Source organism: Pseudoxanthomonas kaohsiungensis (assembly GCF_010211765.1).
In the GTDB taxonomy this organism is placed as follows: Bacteria; Pseudomonadota; Gammaproteobacteria; order Xanthomonadales; family Xanthomonadaceae; genus Pseudoxanthomonas; species Pseudoxanthomonas kaohsiungensis.
Window position 1 is genome coordinate 80,434 of sequence record NZ_PDWO01000016.1, and the last position, 18,076, is coordinate 98,509.

Genomic DNA, 18,076 nt, shown 5'->3' on the forward strand with positions numbered 1-18,076 from the left:
CCTGGTGCGGCACCCGCGCGAGGATGCCGGTGCGGTCGAGCGCGACGCCGCTCACGCCGCAGCCTCCTTGCCTGGCGCACGCGCGACCAGCAGGGCGAGGGCGAAGTTGAAGGCCACGCCCAGCGCCACCGTGCCGCCGATCGCGCGCAGCACCGGGATCGAGGACAACGCCAGCAGGCTGAACACCAGCAGCGTGGTCAGGCTGCACACGATCACCGCATGCAGGGTCCGCAGCTGCTCGCCGCGATCGTCGCCGGCATGGTCGAAGAACAGCGCGTAGTCCAGGCCCAGGCCGGCGGCCAGGATCAGCGAGACCAGGTGGAACAGGTTCAGTTCCACGCCGAGCGCGCGCAGCACGGCCAGGATCAGCAGCGTGGCCAGCGCCATCGGCGCCAGCACCCGCAGCACGCGCGCGCGTTCGCGCAGCGCCAGCCAGACCGTGCCGGCCAGCAGCAGCGCCGCCACCGCCAGCGCGGCCAGCAGCCGCACCCGCCACTGCGCGACCAGCGATTCGGAGGCCTGCTTGAGGTCCAGCAGCTGCGCACCCAGCGGCGCGACCGCCGCGGCCAGCGCCTGCGGATCGTGCAGCCCGGTCAGCGAGACCAGCGCGGTGGCGTGGTCCGGCGCGCGTACCAGCAGCCCGGCCACCGGCAGTTCCAGCGGAGTGCCGGCCAGGTCGTCGGCGGTCAGCGGCGCGGCCGCGCGCGCAGCCGCGACGTCCGCGACGAACGGCTCGAAGGCATCGTCGCGGAACGGAAGCTCGGTCAACGCCGCGGCGAGCGCCTGCCGCAGCTGCGGCTCGGCCGGCAGCGCGGCCTGGCGGGCGCGCTGGGTCGCCACGCTCGGCAGGTAGCGCGCGGCCAGGTCGTAGCCGTCGAGCACGCCGCGGGCCTGCAACTGCTGCAGCAACGGCGCGGCGCGCTCGGACGCCTGCAGCACGTCTTCGACATCGGCGCCTTGCAGGGCGAGCAGGTAGCGCACGTCCGGCGCACCCAGTTCCGCGCGCAGCTGCGCATCGCGGTGCAGGTCGGCCGGCGGCACCGGGGTCAGGCGGGAGAGGTCGTTCTGCCAGAACGCACCGGGCGCGAAGACCACCACCGCCAACGCCATCGATGCCACCACCGCCAGCGCCACGCGTGGACGCGGCAGCCGCTCGACTTCGCGCCACAACCGCCCCAGCACGCGCGAGTCGGCCGGATCGCGCCGCGCCGGCGTCACCAGCCTTGGCAGCAGCCAGCGCGTGCTCGCCGCGGCCACGCCCAGGCCGGCGATGGTGAACACCGCCAGCTGCTTGAGTCCTTCGACCCCGGAGAACAGGAAGGTCGCGTAGGCAATGCAGGTCGAGGCCACCCCGGTGACCAGGGTCGGCCACAACGCGCGCACGCTGGCGTGCGGCGACTGGCCCGGGCGCAGGTGGCTGAAGAAGTGGATCGGATAGTCCTGCGCGACCCCGATCAGGGTGAAACCGAACGCGATGGTGATGCCGTGCACGCCGTCGAACAGCAAGGCCACCGCCCCCAGCCCGGCCAGGCCGCCGCTGGCCAGCGGCAGCGCGCCGAGCAGCGGCATGCTCCAGCGCCGGTAGGCCAGGCCCAGCAACAGCAACAGGCCGATCGTGTCGGCGGTGCCGATCCAGCGCATCTCCCGTTCGGTGCGTCCGCGGATGGCCACGGCGAATGCGCCGGGTCCGGAGACTTCCAGCCGGGTCGCGGCGGCTGCGGGCCGCGCATCCGCGGTGGCGGCGAAGGCCTCGTCGATGGCCGCCATCGCCGCCTGCTGGCCGGCGCTGTCGAAGCCGGCCGCGTGGGTCTGCACCAGCAGCAGGGCCTGCGCACCGGCGCGGTCGAACCAGACGCCGTGGCGGCGTTCGGGCGCGTTGGCCGGCTGCCATGCCTCGGCCAGGCGCAGCGTTTCCAGGGTCGGGTCGGACGGCAGCAAGGGTTCGACCAGGTCCGCGGCCGGCGAACCCAGGTCCTGTACGCGCTGTTGCAGTTCCTCCTGCAGGAAGGCCGCATCCAGCGCCTGGGTGTCCAGGGTCGGCGACAGCAGGTACCGGTACGGGTGCAGGTGCGCGGGGATCGCATCCAGGCCGCCGTGCTCGCCGTTGGCCGCCAGCGCGATCTCCGGTCGCGCCGCCAGCGCGGCGCGCAGCGCCTGCGAGCGCGCCGCCAGCGCCTCCGGCGGCGCGCCGGAAAGGGCGAGCAGCAGCACCCGCGAGCCGGGACCTTCGCCGAGTTCGTCGACCAGCAGCACCTGCGCCGGCGTGCGCGGGGTGGGCAGGAAGCGGCGCAGGTCCTCTTCCACGCGCAGGCCGCGGCCCAGTGCCCAGCCCACCGCCGCAAGCAACGCGATCCAGGCCAGCAGCAGGCCCAGCCGCGTGGCCGCGCCCGGGGTACCGGTCATCGCGACGCGCCGCCGTGGCACAGCGCCGCCAGCGCCGCCGGTTCGGCCACCCCGTCGGCGGCGGCGGCCGCGCCGGCCATCAGGGTGCGCTGGGGCGGCCCCTTGGCCGGATGGCTTTCCACGCAGCGCAGCTCGGCGCCGCGGCCGTACAGGTCGATCCGCGCCAGCGAGCGCGCCAGCCGCGGATCACGCGGCACCAGTCGCAGCGTCCACTGCTCGCGGGTGCCGCCGGCTTCCACCTCGTAGGTCGTTCGCAGCAGCTCGCGGTCGCCGGCCAGCAGCGCGCCGAACCCGGCCTGCACCGCCATCAGTTCGGGCACCTGCGACAGCGCGATCCGCCGCGGCGCGCGTCCCGCGCGTTCGACCACCGCCTCGCCGGCGGCGAGCGTGGTGGTCTCCGCGTAGGGCGCGTGCACCTGGCGCACCAGCCGGCCATCGGTCTCGCGCCGGTACTCGCCCTGCAGCCGCAGCGGCTGCTTGAGCATGGGCGATTCGCGCAGTTCGACGAACACGGTGCGGCTGGGCGCCGGACGGGCGACCGCCTGCAGGATCCAGTCGGCGCCGGGGCCGGTGGAGGCGGGTGCGCACGCCGGCGCAAGCAGGCCGGCCAGCAGCGCCAGGCGCAGGCACGGATGGGTTGCTGCAGTCATCGCTCGTGTCCGCTCCAGAAGTCGTAGAAGTTGAACCAGTTGAACGGCATCCGCCGCGCGTGGTGTTCCAGCCGCGCCGCGTAGGCGTGTACCTGCTGCTGCAGCCACTGCGCGCGCGCGGCGCGCGGCGGCGGCGCGGTGGCCAGGTCGGCGAACGGCTCGAAGTACAGGTCGTAGCGGTTGCCGCCGCGGTACAGGCCGAAGCACAGCAGCACAGGCGCGTGCAGCGCCGCGGCCAGCTTCCACGGCGTGAGCGGGAACGGCGCCGGCACGTCCAGGAACGGGGCCGGCGCGGTGTCCTCGTGCGGTTGCGCGCGGTCGACCAGCAGCGCGACCAGCTCGCCGGACTGCAGCGCGTGCTGGATCTCCAGCGCGATCGCCGCGCCCGGCTGGCTGCCGTCGATCACGCACTGCGCCAGCGCCGGATCCAGCGACTCGAAGATGCCGGTCAGCACCGGGTTCTGGGTGCGGTCGAGCACGATCCGGACCTTCAGCCCCGGCCGTCGCCGCGACAGGATCCGCAACGCGTCGAAGCTGCCCAGGTGCGAGCCGAACAGCAACGCCCCGCGCCCCTGGTCGACCAGGGCCACCAGCGGGTCCAGCCCGTGCACGCGGATGTCGAAGCGCCAGGTCTGCCCGCCGAGCAGGAACACCCGGTCGAGGATGGTCGAGGCGAAGGTGTGGATGTGGCGGGCGACGTCCCATGGGCCGGCGTCGCGCCCGCGCACCCGCGCCAGCCAGGCGCGCGAGGCGCGCCGCTCCGGGCCGCGCACCAGCAGGAAGTACAGCGTGATCGGATACAGGCACAGCCGGGCCAGGCCGCGCCCGCCGTGGCGGGCGATGCCGACGATCAGGGCCAGCGAACCGCGGGTGCCGCCTTCGGGCCGGTGCTTCCAGGACGGCGGCGCACGCACCTGCGATTCAGCCATCGACGCCGGCTCCCGCCACCAGTTCGCCGCGTACGAGCACGCCCTCCTCGCCCACCACCTCGAACCGCCAGCGCGGCGCGGCACCGTCGAGCACCACCCGCGCCGGCTGGCCCGGCAGCAGCGGCCTGAGGAACTTCACCTGCGGCAGGCGCAGCGGCCCGGCGATCGCGCCACCGGCCTCGATCGCGGCGAGCACGCGTTCCAGCAGGACCACGCCGGGGACCAGCGGTCGCCCCGGGAAGTGCCCGGCCAGGCAGGGATCGTCGTGCGGGATCTCGAAATGCATCCGCCAAGGATAACGGGCTTGCGCGCCGCGGCCGTCGCCGGCGGCGGTCGGCGCGTTCAGCGCAGCAGGTCGCGCCAGAACGCCGGGCCGAGCGCGGCCATGCGCCGCGCGAAGTCCAGGCCGTTGCGGTAGGGGCGCCTGGGGAACCGGCGCTTGCGGTACTGGTACTCGCCGAGCATGAAACCGCCCACCAAGCCGTAGTTGAGCAGGTTGGCGAACCACGACCAGGCCGAGTGCGGGACCGCGACCGGCGGCGCGATGCCGAAGGCATGCAGCACCCCGCCCGGCACCGCGCACAGTGCCAGCGCCAGGTTGGCCAGGGCCAGGAAGGCCAGCAGTCCGGCCCAGCCGGCGGTCAGCCGGCGCGCATAGGCAGGCAGGCCGTCGGGCATCTCCCAGCCGGCCTGCGCGTACAGCGCGGTGACGATACGGGTGACCAGCGGGGACCTCCCCGGCCGCAGGCTGCGCGCGAAGAACCAGGCCAGCCATGCGGTGAACAGCACCGGCGGGGCGAGCAGCAGCAGGTCCAGCCACACCGTCCCGCTGCCCCAGGCCAACGCCGCCAGCAGTGCGGCCAGCAGCGCCAGCGCCCACCAGCGACGACCGAGCAGTGGCGCGGCGAGCAGAAACAGGACCAGGTCGGCCAGGGCCAACGCCGCCCAGGCGCCGCCACGGGTGCCGGCGGCATGCGCCAGGAACGGGTACAGCACGCCGAGCACCAGCTGGACCGGCAGCACCAGCGACCGCGCCGGATCGCGGCCCTTGTCCGGCTCCGCCGGGGCGGCGGTCACGTCAACCGGCGCTGCGACTGGACATGCGCCGACAGCGCGCGCAGCGAGGCGAAGATGCGGCGGTTGTCCTCGCCTTCGGCGCGCAGCTGCACCCCGTAGCGCTTGCCCACCGCCAGCGACAGTTCCAGCGCGTCGATCGAATCCAGGCCCAGGCCGTCGTTGAACAGCGGCGCCTCCGGGTCGATCGCGTGCGGGTCCACGCCCTCCAGGTTCAAGCTCTCGACCAGGAGTTCGGCCAGTTCGCGTTCGGCTTCGGTCTGCGACATCGTTTCGGGTCCGGGACTGCGCAAGGCCGGCCACGATCCGGCATCGGCCGCCGACGCGCAAGTCCGGGCGCTTCGTGAAGCCGCGCGGGGCCTGCCGCGCTATCATCCCGGCCTCCCCACGCCCCCTTCCGGCCGCCTGCGCATGACCCCTTCCGAATCGCCGCCGCCCCCGACCGCGCCAGCCGCGCGGCAGCAATCGGCGGACGGGGCGGAGGCCGGCGGCAGCGAGGTGGCCGTCGACGTGCTGGTGATCGGCGGCGGCCCGGCCGGCACGACCGCGGCCACCTTCCTGGCCCGCCGCGGCTGGAAGGTCACGCTGCTCGAGAAGGACGTGCACCCGCGCTTCCACATCGGCGAGTCGCTGCTGCCGATGAACCTGCCGATCCTCGAACGCCTGGGGGTGCTCGAGCAGGTGAAGCGGATCGGCGTGCACAAGCCCGGCGCCGACTTCCCGATGCGCGGCGACCGCGACAGCATCAACGTGTTCCGCTTCGACCGCGCACTGGATCCCAAGTTCGGCTACGCCTACCAGGTCAAGCGCGCCGAGTTCGACGCGCTGCTGTTCGACAACGCGTTGGCCAACGGGGTCGATGCGCGGCAGCAGGTCAAGGTCGAGCAGGTGGAGTTCGGCGCCGACGGCCGCCCGGCCCGGGTGCATGCGCGCGACGCCGGTGGCAACGCGCTCGCCTTCCGTCCGCGCTACCTGGTCGATGCCAGCGGCCGCGACACCTTCCTCGGCAGCAAGCTCAAGCTGAAGAAGAAGAACCCGGCGCACCAGTCGGCGGCGATCTTCAGCCACTTCAGCGGCGTCACCCGCCGCGAGGGCGAGGAGGCCGGCAACATCACGGTCGAGCGCTTCGCCCACGGCTGGATGTGGCTGATCCCGCTGACCGGCGACGTGATGAGCGTCGGCGCGGTGTGCTTCCCCGAATACCTCAAGACCCGCAGCGGCGACAACGAGTCGTTCCTGATGCAGACCCTGCGCGACACCCCCTCGGTGTGGGCGCGGATGGGCAACGCGCAGCGGATCGCGCCGGTGCACGCCACCGGCAACTATTCCTATACCTGCACGCGCATGCACGGCCCGGGCTGGGTCATGGCCGGCGACGCGTTCGCCTTCATCGACCCGGTGTTCTCCTCCGGCGTCTACCTGGGCATGAACGGCGGCGAGCAGGCCGCGAAGACCGTCGACGCGATCCTGCGCGACCCCTCGCGCGAAGCGGCCGAGCAGCGCGCGATGGACAAGCGCCTGCGCCGCGGCCTGCGCTATTTCTCCTGGTTCATCTACCGCTTCACCACCCCGGTGATGGAGGCCCTGTTCGCGCAGCCGCGCAACACCCTGCAGCTGGAACAGGCGGTGATCTCGATGCTGGCCGGCGACGTGTTCGACAACAAGGCCGTGCGCTGGCGGCTGCGGGTGTTCCGCCTGGTCTATGCGCTGACCGCGCTGCAGCTGGCGCCGAAGGCGCTGCGCGGCTGGCTGCGCCGGCGCCGCCAGGTCGGCGAGCGCTTCAGCGGGGACACGCTGCAGGGCGGCAACCCGTGAGCCGGCCGCAGCCGTTCCCGGGCCACGCCGGAACCACGGCCGCGCCCGGGCTGGAGTTCCGCTACGCAGCCGCGGACACGCTGCCGCGGCAGCTGGCCGACGACCGCGTGCTGGCCGTGCTCGGCTTCGGCTCCTCCGCCCCCGCCAGCGACGATCCGCGCTGGCTGCGGGTGCCGCTGCAGCCGCTGGACGACGCGCCGCCGCTGATCGAGGTCTGGCACGCACGCGGCCCGGTGCAGCATGGCCGCGATGGCGAGGTGGCCTGGGCCAGCGATGGCGGCCTGCTGTTCGGCGCGATCGAGGTCGACGAAGGACATGACGGGATCGAGGACGCCGCCAGGCGGGCCTACGCGCGCATGGCCGCGTTCATGGCCGGCTGCGACACCCCGCACCTGCTCCGGATCTGGAACTACATGGATGCCATCACCCTCGGCGAGGGTGACGAGGAGCGCTACCGCCGCTTCTGCGTGGGCCGGGTCGCCGGCATGGGCGCGCTGGACGCCGCGCGCCTGCCGGCGGCGACCGCGATCGGCAGCTGCGACGGCCGCCGCCGCTTGCAGGTGTACTGGCTGGCCTCGCGCGAGCCCGGCACGCCGGTCGAGAACCCGCGCCAGGTCAGCGCCTACCGGTATCCGCGCCAGTACGGCCCGCAGTCGCCCAGCTTCGCGCGGGCGATGCTGCCCCCCGCCGGCAGCGCGATGCCGCTGCTGCTGTCCGGCACCGCCGCGATCGTCGGCCATGCCTCGCAGCATTCCGATTCGCTGCAGGCGCAACTCGACGAGACCCTGGCCAACCTCGACAGCCTGGTCGCGACCGCGCGCCGCCAGGCGCCGGAGCTGCCCGCCGCGCTGGGCGCGGGCAGCCTGCTCAAGGTCTACGTGCGCGATCGCGGGGCGGCACCCGGGGTCGCCGCGCAGCTGGCCGCGCGGCTCGATCCGGCGGTCCCGCGGCTGCTGCTGCACGCCCAGGTCTGCCGGCGCGAGCTGCAGGTGGAGATCGACGGAGTGCACGGCCTGGCCCAGGCCTGAGCCGACTGCGCGCCGCGCCGGTCGTCGCATCCGCTTTCCTTTCGCCGGCAACCGTTGCCGCCCGTGCGCCGCGCACTGCGATACTGCCGCGCCGGCGCGACGCGCCGATGCCGCCGTCGTACCGCCGCCACGCTCCGGGTCCCCGGGAGGAACTCCGATGCACCGAACGCAGCTGCTCGTCCTGATGTTCGCACTCGCCTGCCTGGCCGCCCCGCCAGCCGGTGCAGCGGAACCAGCGCCTGCCGCCGGGGGCGCGGCCGATGTCGCCCGCATCGATGGCGAACGCATCGACCGCGTGCTTTCCGGGTACGTCGCGTCCGGCAAGCTGCCGGGCGTGTCGGCGCTGGTCTACCAGGACGGACGCGAGGCTTACTTCGGGGCGTTCGGCCAGGCCGACCGCGAAGCCGGCCGACCGATGGCGCGCGACACCCTCGTGCAGATCTTCTCGATGACCAAGCCGGTCACCGGGGTGGCGCTGATGCAGCTGTGGGAGCAGGGCAGGTTCCAGCTCGACGACCCGGTGGCCACGCACCTGCCCGAGTTCGCCGCCGTCCGCGTGTACGCGGGCACCGACGTGCACGGCAAGCCGCTGCTGGAAACGCCGGCGCGCGCGCCCACCATCCGCGACCTGATGCGCCACACCGCGGGGCTGGTCGAAGGCAACGGCGCGGCCGGACCGCTCGGCGAGCTCTATCGCCAGGCCGACCCCGAGAACCTGGACCACACCCTGGCCGAGGAAGTGCGCCGGATCGCCCGCGTGCCGCTGCTCTACCACCCCGGCCGGCGCTGGGTGTACTCGCCGGCCGTGGACGTGCAGGCACGGCTGGTCGAAGTGCTGTCCGGCCAGCCGTTCGATGCGTACCTGCAGGAGCATGTGTTCGACCCGCTGCGCATGCACGACACGCGCTACACCCTGCGCGACGCCGACCGCGCGCGCCTGGCCGCGCTGTACATGCGCAGCGACGACGGCGTGATGAGCCGGGTCGCCGACGTCGAGGCGCTCAAGCTCAATGGCCGAAAGCGCGCACTTACTCCCGGCAGCTGGGGCCTGGTGTCCACGCTGGACGACTACATGCGCTTCAGCCGGATGCTGCTCGAGGGCGGCGAGCTGGACGGCGCGCGGATCCTGCAGCCGGCCACGATCCGGCTGATGGCCAGCGACGCCCTGCCCGCGTCGATCGGCCTCACCGAGCGCTCGTGGCTTCCGGGCAAGGGCCAGGTCGGCTTCGGCATCGACTTCGCGGTGCGCACCGCCTCGCCGCGGACGGCGAACGAGCCTTCCGGCGAGGTCGGCGAGTTCTTCTGGGACGGCGCCGCCAACACCCTGTTCTGGGTCGATCCGGTCAACCGGATCACCGCGGTGTTGTTCGCCCAGTGGCTGCCGCCAGGCACGATGCCCCTGCACAAGGCGTTCCGCGACGCGGTCTACCACGACGACACCTCGGCCGCCGCGCCCCGGTAGAGCGGGGCTCGCCCCGCTGCCACGGCCGCCCGTAGAGCGGGGCTTGCCCCGCTGCCGCAGCCTCCCGTAGAGCGGGGCTTGCCCCGCTGCCTTTAGCAAGGGGCACCGCAGTCAGCGGGGCAAGCCCCGCTCTACGCGGCCCCGAAGCCCGGCAACGGAGCACGGCAAACGTGAGCGGAGCGGCTCAGCGGCGTTCGCCGCAGGCCTCGTCCTTCTTCTTCAGCGGATTCCAGCGCCAGCCGTCGTCCTCGCAGGCCACCGTCGCCGGCGCCGCCAGCGCGGCCTTGGCCGCGTCGGCGCGCGCCTGCTTCTCGCGGGCCTGCGCCAGGCGCTGTGCCTGCAGCTTCCGTACCTGCTCGCGGATCTGCGGCAACGCCGCCAGCGCGGCCTTCTCGCCTTCCAGGATCGCCTGGTTGCGGCGGGTGAAGTCGGCCGAACCGTAGTCGAGCACGTTCGGCCGGATCACCACGTCGGCGCGGGTGAGTTCCTGCTCGCCCAGGCGCTGGCCCATGATCGCGATCGACTGGTTGACGATGCCGAGCATGCCGTCGGGCCGGCGCCCGCGCGCCTTGCTGGAAATGTCCACGGCGATGACGAAATCCGCGCCCAGTTCACGCGCCGCATCCACCGGCACCGGACTGACCACGCCGCCGTCCACGTACTGGTAGCTGCCGATGGTCACCGGCTCGAACACGCCCGGCACGCTGCTGGACGCACGCACCGCCTGGCCGGTGTTGCCGCGCACGAACACGGTGCGCTCGCCGGTCTCCAGGCGCGTGGCCACTGCGGCGAACGGCTTGCGCATGCGCTCGATCGGCCGCTTGCCGACCTGTTCATTGACGTAGTCCTGCAATGCCAGGCCTTGCACCAGGCCGCCGGAGAACAGGCGCACGTCGCGGATGCTGGCTTCGTCCAGCGACACCGCATGCTCCTGCAGCTGGAACGGGTCCATGCCGCTGGCGTAAAGCGCGCCGACCACGCTGCCGGCGCTGGTACCGGCGACCACCTCGGGCTTGAAGCCGTTGGCCTCCAGCATCTTGATCACGCCGATGTGGGCGAAGCCCTTGGCCGCGCCACCGCCCAGGGCCAGGCCGATCTTCACCGGGGGCACCACCGGATCGACGCGGGCGGGCGGCAGGGGCGCCACCGGTGCCTGCGGCGGCGCTTCCGGGCGCGTCCCGCCGCAGCCGGCCAGCAGCGCGGCCACGACCAGGGCGGCGGCCAGGAGCGGCGGCGCGGTGCGCGGGGTCGGGACGGTGGAGTGCCGGGGATTCAAGACGGTCGGGAAGCCGGTGCGCCGCGGCGTGCGGCGGCGTGATTCTAGGGTGCGTCGCCGCCGGCTTCCGGCACGGCGGATGAACGCGCGGGCCCGGCACCCTCCAGCAAGGCGAGCAGCTCCTCGCGGCACAGCTTGCCGGTCGCGTTACGCGGCAGGCTGGGCAGCAGCCGCAGCCGTCGTGGCAGGAAGACCGGGTCGACCGACCCGCGCAGCGCATCGATGATCGCCGGCGCGGCCAGCCCCGGCGCCACCGCGAGCGCGGCGATGCGGCCGATGCCGTCGCCGCGGCCTGCATACAGCTGCAGGACCACGCCGTCCTGCACGCCGGGGATGGCCAGCAGGCGCCGGGTCAGGTCGCCCAAGGAGGCGCGCTTGCCGGCGATCTCGAGCAGGTCGGCCTGGCGTCCACGCAGGTGGAAGCGGCCGTCCGCCTGCAATTCGACCAGGTCCGCCAGCAGCACCGGCTGCGGCAGGTGCGCGGCCTGCACCAGGGTTCCGTCCGGCTGCGGCGCCAGGCGCACGCCCGGCAGCAGCGTCCACGCCTCCTCGTGTGCCGTGCGACGGCGGGCGATCACGCAGGTTTCGGTCGAACCGAACACCTCGCGCAGCTCGGTGTGCCAGCGCGCCTCGGCTTCGGCCGCCAGTTCCCGCGGCAGCGGCGCGGTGGCCGAGACGATGCCGGCCAGCGGCGGCAGCGCCACGCCCGATTGCAGCAGCGCGCGCAGGTGCACCGGCGTGGTCACCAGCAGCCGCGGCGCGCGTGCCTGCTGCAGCGCGAGCGCCACGTCGGCCGGCAGCAGCGGACGGCCGGCATGTACCGCCGCGCCGCCCAGCAGCGGCAACAGCACCGACAGTTCCATGCCGTACATGTGCTGCGGCGGCACCGTCGCCACGATCTGCGGCTGCTCCCCGCCCCACAGGTCCGCCAGCGCCGCCAGGTTCTGCACCGTGCCGGTGGCGAAGGCCGCCCAGGTCTTGGCATGCGCCTGCGGCCGCCCGGTACTGCCGGAGGTGTAACCGACCGCGGCCAGTGCGGCCTCCTCAACGTTGGGCACCGTGGGCGGCGCCTGCGGGTGCTCACGCATCGACCGCGAGATGGCCTCGCCGTCCAGGGAGTAGGCGCCTCCGGTGGCGTGGGCCTGGAGGATCTCGGCGACCGTGCCCGGCGCTCCGGACGGCGGCAGCAGCGCGACCTGGCCCCGCATCGCCGCGGCGCAGAAGCCGAGCAGGAAGCGCTGGCGGTCCTCGGCGAGGTGGACCACGTGGCGCGCCTCGGGCAACGATCCGGCGAGGTGCCGCGCCTGGGCCAGGAAGCCGGCCAGCGTCACCGGGCCGGCGGCGCCGAACACCAGCACGCGTTGCGGATCGCCCGAGGCCAGGGCCAGTTGCCCCGAGCCGGGAATATGCGCGTGGATGACGGCGGACATCGGTGGCGTCGCGTTCCCTGTGCAGCAAGCCGGTGCCTGCCCTGCGATGCCGGCTAGCTTGGCCGGCGCCGGCCGGCCAGGCAAGACGCCCGGCCCGGCACCAGGCGCGGGCCAGGGGCGTGGCGGCATGACCTTCCACAGTGGCCGCCCCTGGCGGGACTGCTACCCTGCCCCGCTTCCGTTCCCTGCCTGCCATGCCCATGTCCCAACCGCCCCTGCGCGCGCTGTCTCCGGCCCTTCTTGCCATCTCCCTGCTCGTCCAGCCGCCGATCACGACGGCTGCCGCCGGGCCGGTCCCCACCCTCGCGCCGACCGAGGCCCTGACCATCGAACAGGCCATGGCCGACCCGGACTGGATCGGCGCGCCGGTCGAGCGGGCCTGGTGGAGCTGGGACAGCCGCGAAGCGCAACTGCTGCTGCGGCGCGAAGGCGGCCAGATCCGCGACACCTGGCGCCAGCCGGTGGCCGGCGGGGCGCTGCGGAAGGTGGCCGACAGCGAACGCGGCGGCCTGGACGCGGCCAACCCGGTCTATGACGCCCAGCGCCGGCGCATGGCCTTCGTCCGCAACGGCGACGTGTTCCTGCGCGACCTCTCCAGCGGCGCGCTGACCCAGCTCACCCGAAGCGCGGCATCCGAATCGCAGCCGCGTTTCGCCGCCGACGGAGGCGTGACCTGGCGCGCCGGCAACGACTGGTTCAAATGGAACGCCGGCGGCGGCGTGGCGCAGGTCGCCTCGCTGAAGGCGGAGAAGGATCCGGCCGCGGCGCCCAAGGCCGACGCACTGCGCGAGCAGCAGCTGCGCACGATCGACACCCTGCGCCGCGACAAGGAGCAGCGCGACGCCCAGCGCGCGCAGGAGGACGCCTGGCGCAAGGCCGACCCGACCCGCGCCCCGGCCCCGGCCTTCCTCGGCGACGAGGTGGAGATCGTCGACAGCAGCCTGTCGCCCGACGCGCGCCACCTGCTGGTGGTGACAAAGAAGAAGGACGCCGACGCCGGCCGCGAAGGCAGGATGCCGACCTACGTCACCGAGTCCGGCTACGAGGAATTCGAGGACGTACGCACCCGCGTCGGCCGCAACGATCCGCTGCCGCACCGGCTGTGGCTGGTGGATGCGCGCGACGGCAGCGTGCGCGAGCTCGGTTTCGACGTCCTGCCGGGCATCGCCACCGACCCGCTGGCCACGCTGCGCCGCGCCGCCGGCAAGGAGCCGCTCAAGGGCAACCGCGGCGTGCAGGTGACCACCGCCGGCGACAACGGCGATGGCCCGCGGATCCAGTGGAGCGGCGATGGCCGCAACGCCGCGGTGATGCTGCGTGCGATCGACAACAAGGACCGCTGGATCGCCAGCGTCGACCTCGAAGGCGCCCGCCTGCAGCCGCGCCACCGCCTCACCGACCCGGCGTGGATCAACTGGAACTTCAACGACTTCGGCTGGCTGGCGGACAACCGCACGCTGTGGCTGCTGTCGGAGGAATCGGGCTGGTCGCACCTGTACACCCAGGCCGGCAGCGAGCGGCCGCGCCAGCGCACCTCCGGCCAATGGGAGGCTTCCTCGCCGGTGCCGACCGCCGACGGCAGCGGCTTCCTGCTGCTGTGCAACCGCAAGTGGCCGGGCGATTACGAGGTCTGCGCGCTGGACCTGGCCAGCGGCCAGGTGAAGGAGATCACCGCGCTGGACGGCGTCGAGGACTTCAGCCTCTCGCCCGATGGCCGCCAGGTGCTGGTGCGGTATTCGGACAGCTACCTGCCGCCGCAGCTGGCCGTGGTGCCGTCCACCGGCGGCGACGCCCGCGTGCTGACCGACACCCGCGGCGCCGCATTCAAGGCGCGCGACTGGATCCGGCCGCAGTACGTGCAGGTGCCGTCGAAGCATGGCGCCGGCAGCATCTGGGGCAAGTTCTACGGCCCGAAGACCTACGAGCCGGGCCGCAAGTACCCGGTGGTGATGTTCGTGCACGGCGCCGGCTACCTGCAGAACGTCTCGGCGCGCTACCCGAACTACTTCCGCGAGCAGATGTTCCACCAGCTGCTGGTCGAGCGCGGCTACGTGGTCCTGGACCTGGACTACCGCGGCAGCGAGGGCTACGGCCGCGACTGGCGCACCGCGATCTACCGGCAGATGGGCCACCCGGAGCTGGAGGACTACCTGGACGGACTGGACTGGGTGGTGGCCCACCACCAGGGCGACCGCGACCGCGCCGGCATCTACGGCGGCAGCTACGGCGGCTTCATGACCTTCATGGCGCTGTTCCGTTCGCCGGGCACGTTCAAGGCCGGCGCCGCGCTGCGGCCGGTGGTGGACTGGACCCAGTACAACCACGAGTACACGTCCAACATCCTCAACACGCCCGAGCTCGACCCGGAGGCCTACCGCAAATCCTCGCCGATCGAGTACGCGCAGGGCCTGCAGGACGAGTTGCTGATCGCCCACGGCATGATCGACGACAACGTGTTCTTCCGCGATTCGGTGGTGCTGACCCAGCGCCTGATCGAGCTGCGCAAGGACGACTGGGAGATCGCGCCGTATCCGCTGGAGCGGCACGGCTTCACCCGCGCCGATTCCTGGCTGGACGAGTACAAGCGCATCCTCAAGCTGTTCGAGCGCACCCTGAAGTGAGCACGGCCGACGACACCGCTGCACCCGGTACGATCCGCACGGTCGCCGCGGTGATCGTCGATGGCCAGGGCCGGGTCCTGCTGGTGCGCAAGCACGGCTCGTCCACCTTCATCCAGCCCGGCGGCAAGCGCGAGCCGGGCGAGGACGCGCTGGCCACCCTGGCGCGCGAACTGGACGAGGAGCTGGGCGTGCGCCTGCTCGCCGCCGGCGCGCGGCGGCTGGGCGAGTTCGAGGACGCGGCGGTCAACGAGCCTGGGCGCCGGGTGCGCGCGGAGGTCTTCGTGGTGGACGTCCAGGGCCAGCCGCAGGCGCGCGCCGAGATCGCCGAGCTGGCCTGGATCGCGCCGCAGGCGCCGTTCCCGGTAACCGTGGCGCCGCTGAGCGCCGGCCACATCCTGCCCGCCCTGGTCGATCCCCGGTAGGAGCACGGCTTGCCGGCGGCCACGCCGTCGCAGATGCGCCGACGGAGGCCTGGCGGGCGTCATCCACGCCGGCGCCATCGCGATGCGCGAACCCCGCCCCCGCACCTGGAGGCCGACGGAGCGGCCGCCTGCCACCACCGGGTCGCCGACGGTCCGGGCCCACCCGGACCCGGCACCGTCCCCGTGTTCGTTCCACGGCCACGCGCCGGCACAATGGCGGAGGTCCGATACCCGGGAGTTCCATGAACACGCCGCCGCCCCTGCCCGCCGCCGCCAGCTTCGTCACCGTGCTGGCCCGCATCTCGCTGGTGCTGGCGGCTCTGGGCGTGGCGTGGGCACTGGCGCAGATGCTGTTCGCCCTGCTCCTGCCGGACGCGGTGGTGGCGGGGCTGGCCGCACAGCCGGAAGTGCCGCGCGGCGTGCTGTGGACGCTTGAGCACCGCCATGCGCTGTCGCTGGCGCTGCTGCTCGTGGCCGGACTGTTCCTGGCCGCCGCCTGGGGCCTGCTCCGGCGTCGCGAATGGGCCCGGATGGCCTTCATCCTGCTGCTGGTGGGCGGAGCGCTGGCCAACTTCGCCGCCCTGGCCCTGATCGGACCGTTCTTCGACGGGCTGCAGGACATGTTCCCGGCGGAGATGCTGGCCTCGCCGGAGGGCCAGCGGTTCGCCGCGCAGATGCAGTTCAACCGCACCGTCACCCTGGTCACCAGCCTGGCAGGCGCGCTGGTGTTCGCGGCCCTGCATGGCTGGATCGTGTGGAAGCTGTGCACCCCGGCGGTCCGCGACCAGTTCCGGTCCGCGCCGCGCTGACCTGGCCGCCCCCGGCGGGCTTGATCGCGATCAATGGGGGCCGGGACGCGGCGGCTAGAATGGGTCCATGGACCCTGATTTCGACGTCGTACGCGACTATCTCACCGGCCTGCAGGACCGGATCTGCGCAGCGATCGAGGCGGCCGACGGCCGCGCCCGCTTCGCCGAGGATGCCTGGACCCGCCAGCCGGAGGGCGGCACCGGCCACGCTGGCGGCGGCCGGACCCGGATCCTCCGCGACGGCGCGGTGTTCGAGCAGGCCGGCATCGGCTTCTCCGACGTGTCCGGCACGCGCCTGCCGCCGTCGGCCAGCGCCGCACGCCCGGAACTGGCCGGCGCCTCCTGGCGCGCCACCGGCGTTTCGCTGGTCTTCCATCCTCGGAATCCCTACCTGCCGACCACCCACGCCAACGTCCGCCACTTCCGCGCCGAGCGCGACGGCGAGACGGTGGCCTGGTGGTTCGGCGGCGGTTTCGACCTGACCCCGTTCTACCCGTTCGACGAAGACGTCGCGCACTGGCACCGCACCGCGGCCGGGCTGTGCGCCCCGTTCGGCCCGGAGCGCTACGCCGAGCACAAGCGCTGGTGCGACGAATACTTCTTCCTGCGCCACCGCAACGAGACCCGCGGCGTGGGCGGGCTGTTCTTCGACGACCTGCACGGCGACTTCGAGCGCGACTTCGCCTACCTGCGCGCGGTCGGCGACGGCTTCCTGGACGCCTACCTGCCGATCGTCGAGCGCCGCCACGACACCCCGTTCGGCGAGCGCGAGCGCGAGTTCCAGCTCTACCGGCGCGGCCGCTACGTCGAGTTCAACCTGGTCTACGACCGCGGCACCCTGTTCGGCCTGCAGAGCGGCGGGCGCACCGAATCGATCCTGATGAGCCTGCCGCCGCGGGTGCGCTGGGAGTACGGCTACCAGCCGGAACCCGGCAGCGCCGAAGCCCGGCTGCAGGACTACCTGGTCGCCCGGGACTGGCTGTAGCCGCGGGCCAGTCCGGCCCGCGGGAGGACCCCACCCCATCCGGGTGGGCCACGGCAGCCTCGGCCCTGCCCGGGTGGCGGCCATTCAGGCGCCGGAAAATAAAAGGGTATCCGGATTTTAGCGTGGGGTGCAGGGTCTACCTGCTTCTTGGTCCCGAGCCCCCGTTTGTAGGCTCCTCCGCTCTTGCCCACCCTCTTGGATCACCCTCCGTTGTGGGTTTTGGCTCCAGTGGGGCTGACCGCGAGGGCGTGACGCTGACCTCCGAGAGTCCCCGGATCGCCAGAGGCCCGAAGCGAACTGACTGCAGCAGGTGACCAGAAGCGAACGGTCGCTGATCGAGCGTCGCTGTCGGCCAGGCAGTTCACGAACCGGGCCGCCGCCCCATTTGGGTCGCATCCACGCCGGAGCCTTCAGGCCAGGGATATCCGGCGGGGCTGATCCGGTTGCGCCTGACGGGTGCGACCCGGGCTTGGAGTTTCCGGCGGGCCCCGGAGGGGGCGCCGTGCAGCAGACATCACGATTGCGGGCGTGATAGACCCCTGATATTGGGGCCTGCTCGCCGGCATAAGGCTTATCGGGGCCTCCATGCCGTCTATCCCCGTAGCCGCCCCCCTCCGAGACGCCGCCACCAACAAGTAAACCGGTGACGGCATTGGGATTTTCCCATTTGACCATGCCACGGGCTGGGCCGCAGACTCGCGCTACGCCCCCGCTGGGGGTCTACTGGTAGTTGGGCAGTGGAAAAGCGCGAGGTTGGGGGGCTTCGTATGGATCGGACAGTTCGCTGCGTTGCCAGGCGGTCACTTGCTGTTGGTCGGCGGGCATCGTTCTTCTTCGGTAGCGTCGATGGGCGCGCTCTAGGGTTCGCGGCGGTTCGTTCGTCGCGGCCGGCCAAGGTGGCAGCAGATGGCTCACTAGGCGCGCAGCGGGGTTCGTCGCTTCGGCCTTTCGGATACGCCGTCCTGCCCGACATTGCGCGATGCTCTCTTGCTGCCCAACAATGCGTTCAAGCCGAAGCCGCTTCGCGGCTCGGCTTAACTTAGGCGTTAGGCGGGTTGTGGCGTTCGTGTTTGGGGTGGGGCGTCGGACTTCGGTGGGGGGAGTCGCAATGGCAAGTTGGCGTGCGGCATCGCAGCGGGTCGGGCGCGGGGCAGGCGTTCGGTCGGACCGCG

At 72.9% G+C, this 18,076-nt stretch carries 15 protein-coding genes; 7 read left to right on the forward strand and 8 right to left on the reverse strand.

Features of this window, described 5'->3' with window-relative positions; translation table 11 throughout:
• Window positions 1–51 precede the first annotated feature (51 nt).
• Genes CSC66_RS14870 through CSC66_RS14895 form a run of 6 tightly spaced genes read right to left on the reverse strand, consistent with a single transcriptional unit; the run spans window position 52 to window position 5,325 of the window.
• The gene (locus CSC66_RS14870) at window positions 52–2,403 is read right to left on the reverse strand and encodes an MMPL family transporter (RefSeq protein ID WP_162378193.1); all 2,352 of its coding nucleotides are present in this window, start codon (window positions 2,401–2,403) and stop codon (window positions 52–54) included.
• Window positions 2,400–3,053, reverse strand: a complete 654-nt coding sequence (locus tag CSC66_RS14875) for a LolA-related protein (RefSeq protein WP_238394413.1) — start codon at window positions 3,051–3,053, stop codon at window positions 2,400–2,402. Before CSC66_RS14875 ends, CSC66_RS14870 begins: the two co-directional genes overlap by 4 nt.
• Window positions 3,050–3,982: a lysophospholipid acyltransferase family protein gene (locus CSC66_RS14880; protein WP_238394414.1), complete on the reverse strand. Its 933-nt coding sequence runs from the start codon at window positions 3,980–3,982 to the stop codon at window positions 3,050–3,052. Before CSC66_RS14880 ends, CSC66_RS14875 begins: the two co-directional genes overlap by 4 nt.
• The gene (locus CSC66_RS14885; RefSeq protein WP_162378194.1) at window positions 3,975–4,268 is read right to left on the reverse strand and encodes an ApeI family dehydratase; all 294 of its coding nucleotides are present in this window, start codon (window positions 4,266–4,268) and stop codon (window positions 3,975–3,977) included. The genes CSC66_RS14880 and CSC66_RS14885 overlap by 8 nt, the downstream gene beginning before the upstream one ends.
• Before the next feature lie 56 nt (window positions 4,269–4,324).
• Complete coding sequence (locus CSC66_RS14890) at window positions 4,325–5,005, reverse strand: COG4648 family protein (protein ID WP_162378211.1); 681 nt, start codon at window positions 5,003–5,005, stop codon at window positions 4,325–4,327.
• Window positions 5,006–5,055: 50 nt separating this feature from the next.
• Window positions 5,056–5,325 (reverse strand): phosphopantetheine-binding protein, encoded by a 270-nt coding sequence (locus CSC66_RS14895; protein WP_162378195.1) that lies wholly within the window; start codon window positions 5,323–5,325, stop codon window positions 5,056–5,058.
• Between the two features lie 142 nt (window positions 5,326–5,467).
• Here CSC66_RS14895 and CSC66_RS14900 point away from each other — a divergent pair, with 142 nt between their 5' ends.
• The 3 genes from CSC66_RS14900 (at window position 5,468) to CSC66_RS14910 (ending at window position 9,361) form a co-directional block, all read left to right on the forward strand.
• Window positions 5,468–6,871, forward strand: a complete 1,404-nt coding sequence (locus tag CSC66_RS14900) for an NAD(P)/FAD-dependent oxidoreductase (RefSeq protein WP_162378196.1) — start codon at window positions 5,468–5,470, stop codon at window positions 6,869–6,871.
• Window positions 6,868–7,899: a chorismate transformation FkbO/Hyg5 family protein gene (locus CSC66_RS14905; protein ID WP_379655926.1), complete on the forward strand. Its 1,032-nt coding sequence runs from the start codon at window positions 6,868–6,870 to the stop codon at window positions 7,897–7,899. The genes CSC66_RS14900 and CSC66_RS14905 overlap by 4 nt, the downstream gene beginning before the upstream one ends.
• A 157-nt stretch (window positions 7,900–8,056) precedes the next feature.
• The gene (locus CSC66_RS14910; RefSeq protein WP_162378197.1) at window positions 8,057–9,361 is read left to right on the forward strand and encodes a serine hydrolase domain-containing protein; all 1,305 of its coding nucleotides are present in this window, start codon (window positions 8,057–8,059) and stop codon (window positions 9,359–9,361) included.
• Between the two features lie 184 nt (window positions 9,362–9,545).
• Here the strand turns inward: CSC66_RS14910 and CSC66_RS14915 are convergent, their stop codons facing one another.
• Window positions 9,546–10,586, reverse strand: a complete 1,041-nt coding sequence (locus CSC66_RS14915; protein WP_162378213.1) for a patatin-like phospholipase family protein — start codon at window positions 10,584–10,586, stop codon at window positions 9,546–9,548.
• A 95-nt stretch (window positions 10,587–10,681) separates the two neighbouring features.
• The gene (locus CSC66_RS14920; protein WP_162378198.1) at window positions 10,682–12,067 is read right to left on the reverse strand and encodes an AMP-binding protein; all 1,386 of its coding nucleotides are present in this window, start codon (window positions 12,065–12,067) and stop codon (window positions 10,682–10,684) included.
• 200 nt (window positions 12,068–12,267) lie between these two features.
• Here CSC66_RS14920 and CSC66_RS14925 point away from each other — a divergent pair, with 200 nt between their 5' ends.
• The 4 genes from CSC66_RS14925 (at window position 12,268) to hemF (ending at window position 16,904) form a co-directional block, all read left to right on the forward strand.
• Entirely contained in the window at window positions 12,268–14,688 is a 2,421-nt protein-coding gene (locus tag CSC66_RS14925; RefSeq protein ID WP_162378199.1) for a S9 family peptidase, read from the forward strand.
• Window positions 14,685–15,110, forward strand: coding sequence for an NUDIX hydrolase (locus tag CSC66_RS14930; RefSeq protein ID WP_162378200.1), 426 nt, complete (start codon window positions 14,685–14,687; stop codon window positions 15,108–15,110). The genes CSC66_RS14925 and CSC66_RS14930 overlap by 4 nt, the downstream gene beginning before the upstream one ends.
• Window positions 15,111–15,352: 242 nt before the next feature.
• Complete coding sequence (locus CSC66_RS14935) at window positions 15,353–15,919, forward strand: hypothetical protein (protein ID WP_162378201.1); 567 nt, start codon at window positions 15,353–15,355, stop codon at window positions 15,917–15,919.
• Window positions 15,920–15,986: 67 nt separating this feature from the next.
• Entirely contained in the window at window positions 15,987–16,904 is a 918-nt protein-coding gene (hemF, locus tag CSC66_RS14940) for an oxygen-dependent coproporphyrinogen oxidase (protein WP_162378202.1), read from the forward strand.
• The last annotated feature ends 1,172 nt before the right edge of the window (window positions 16,905–18,076 follow it).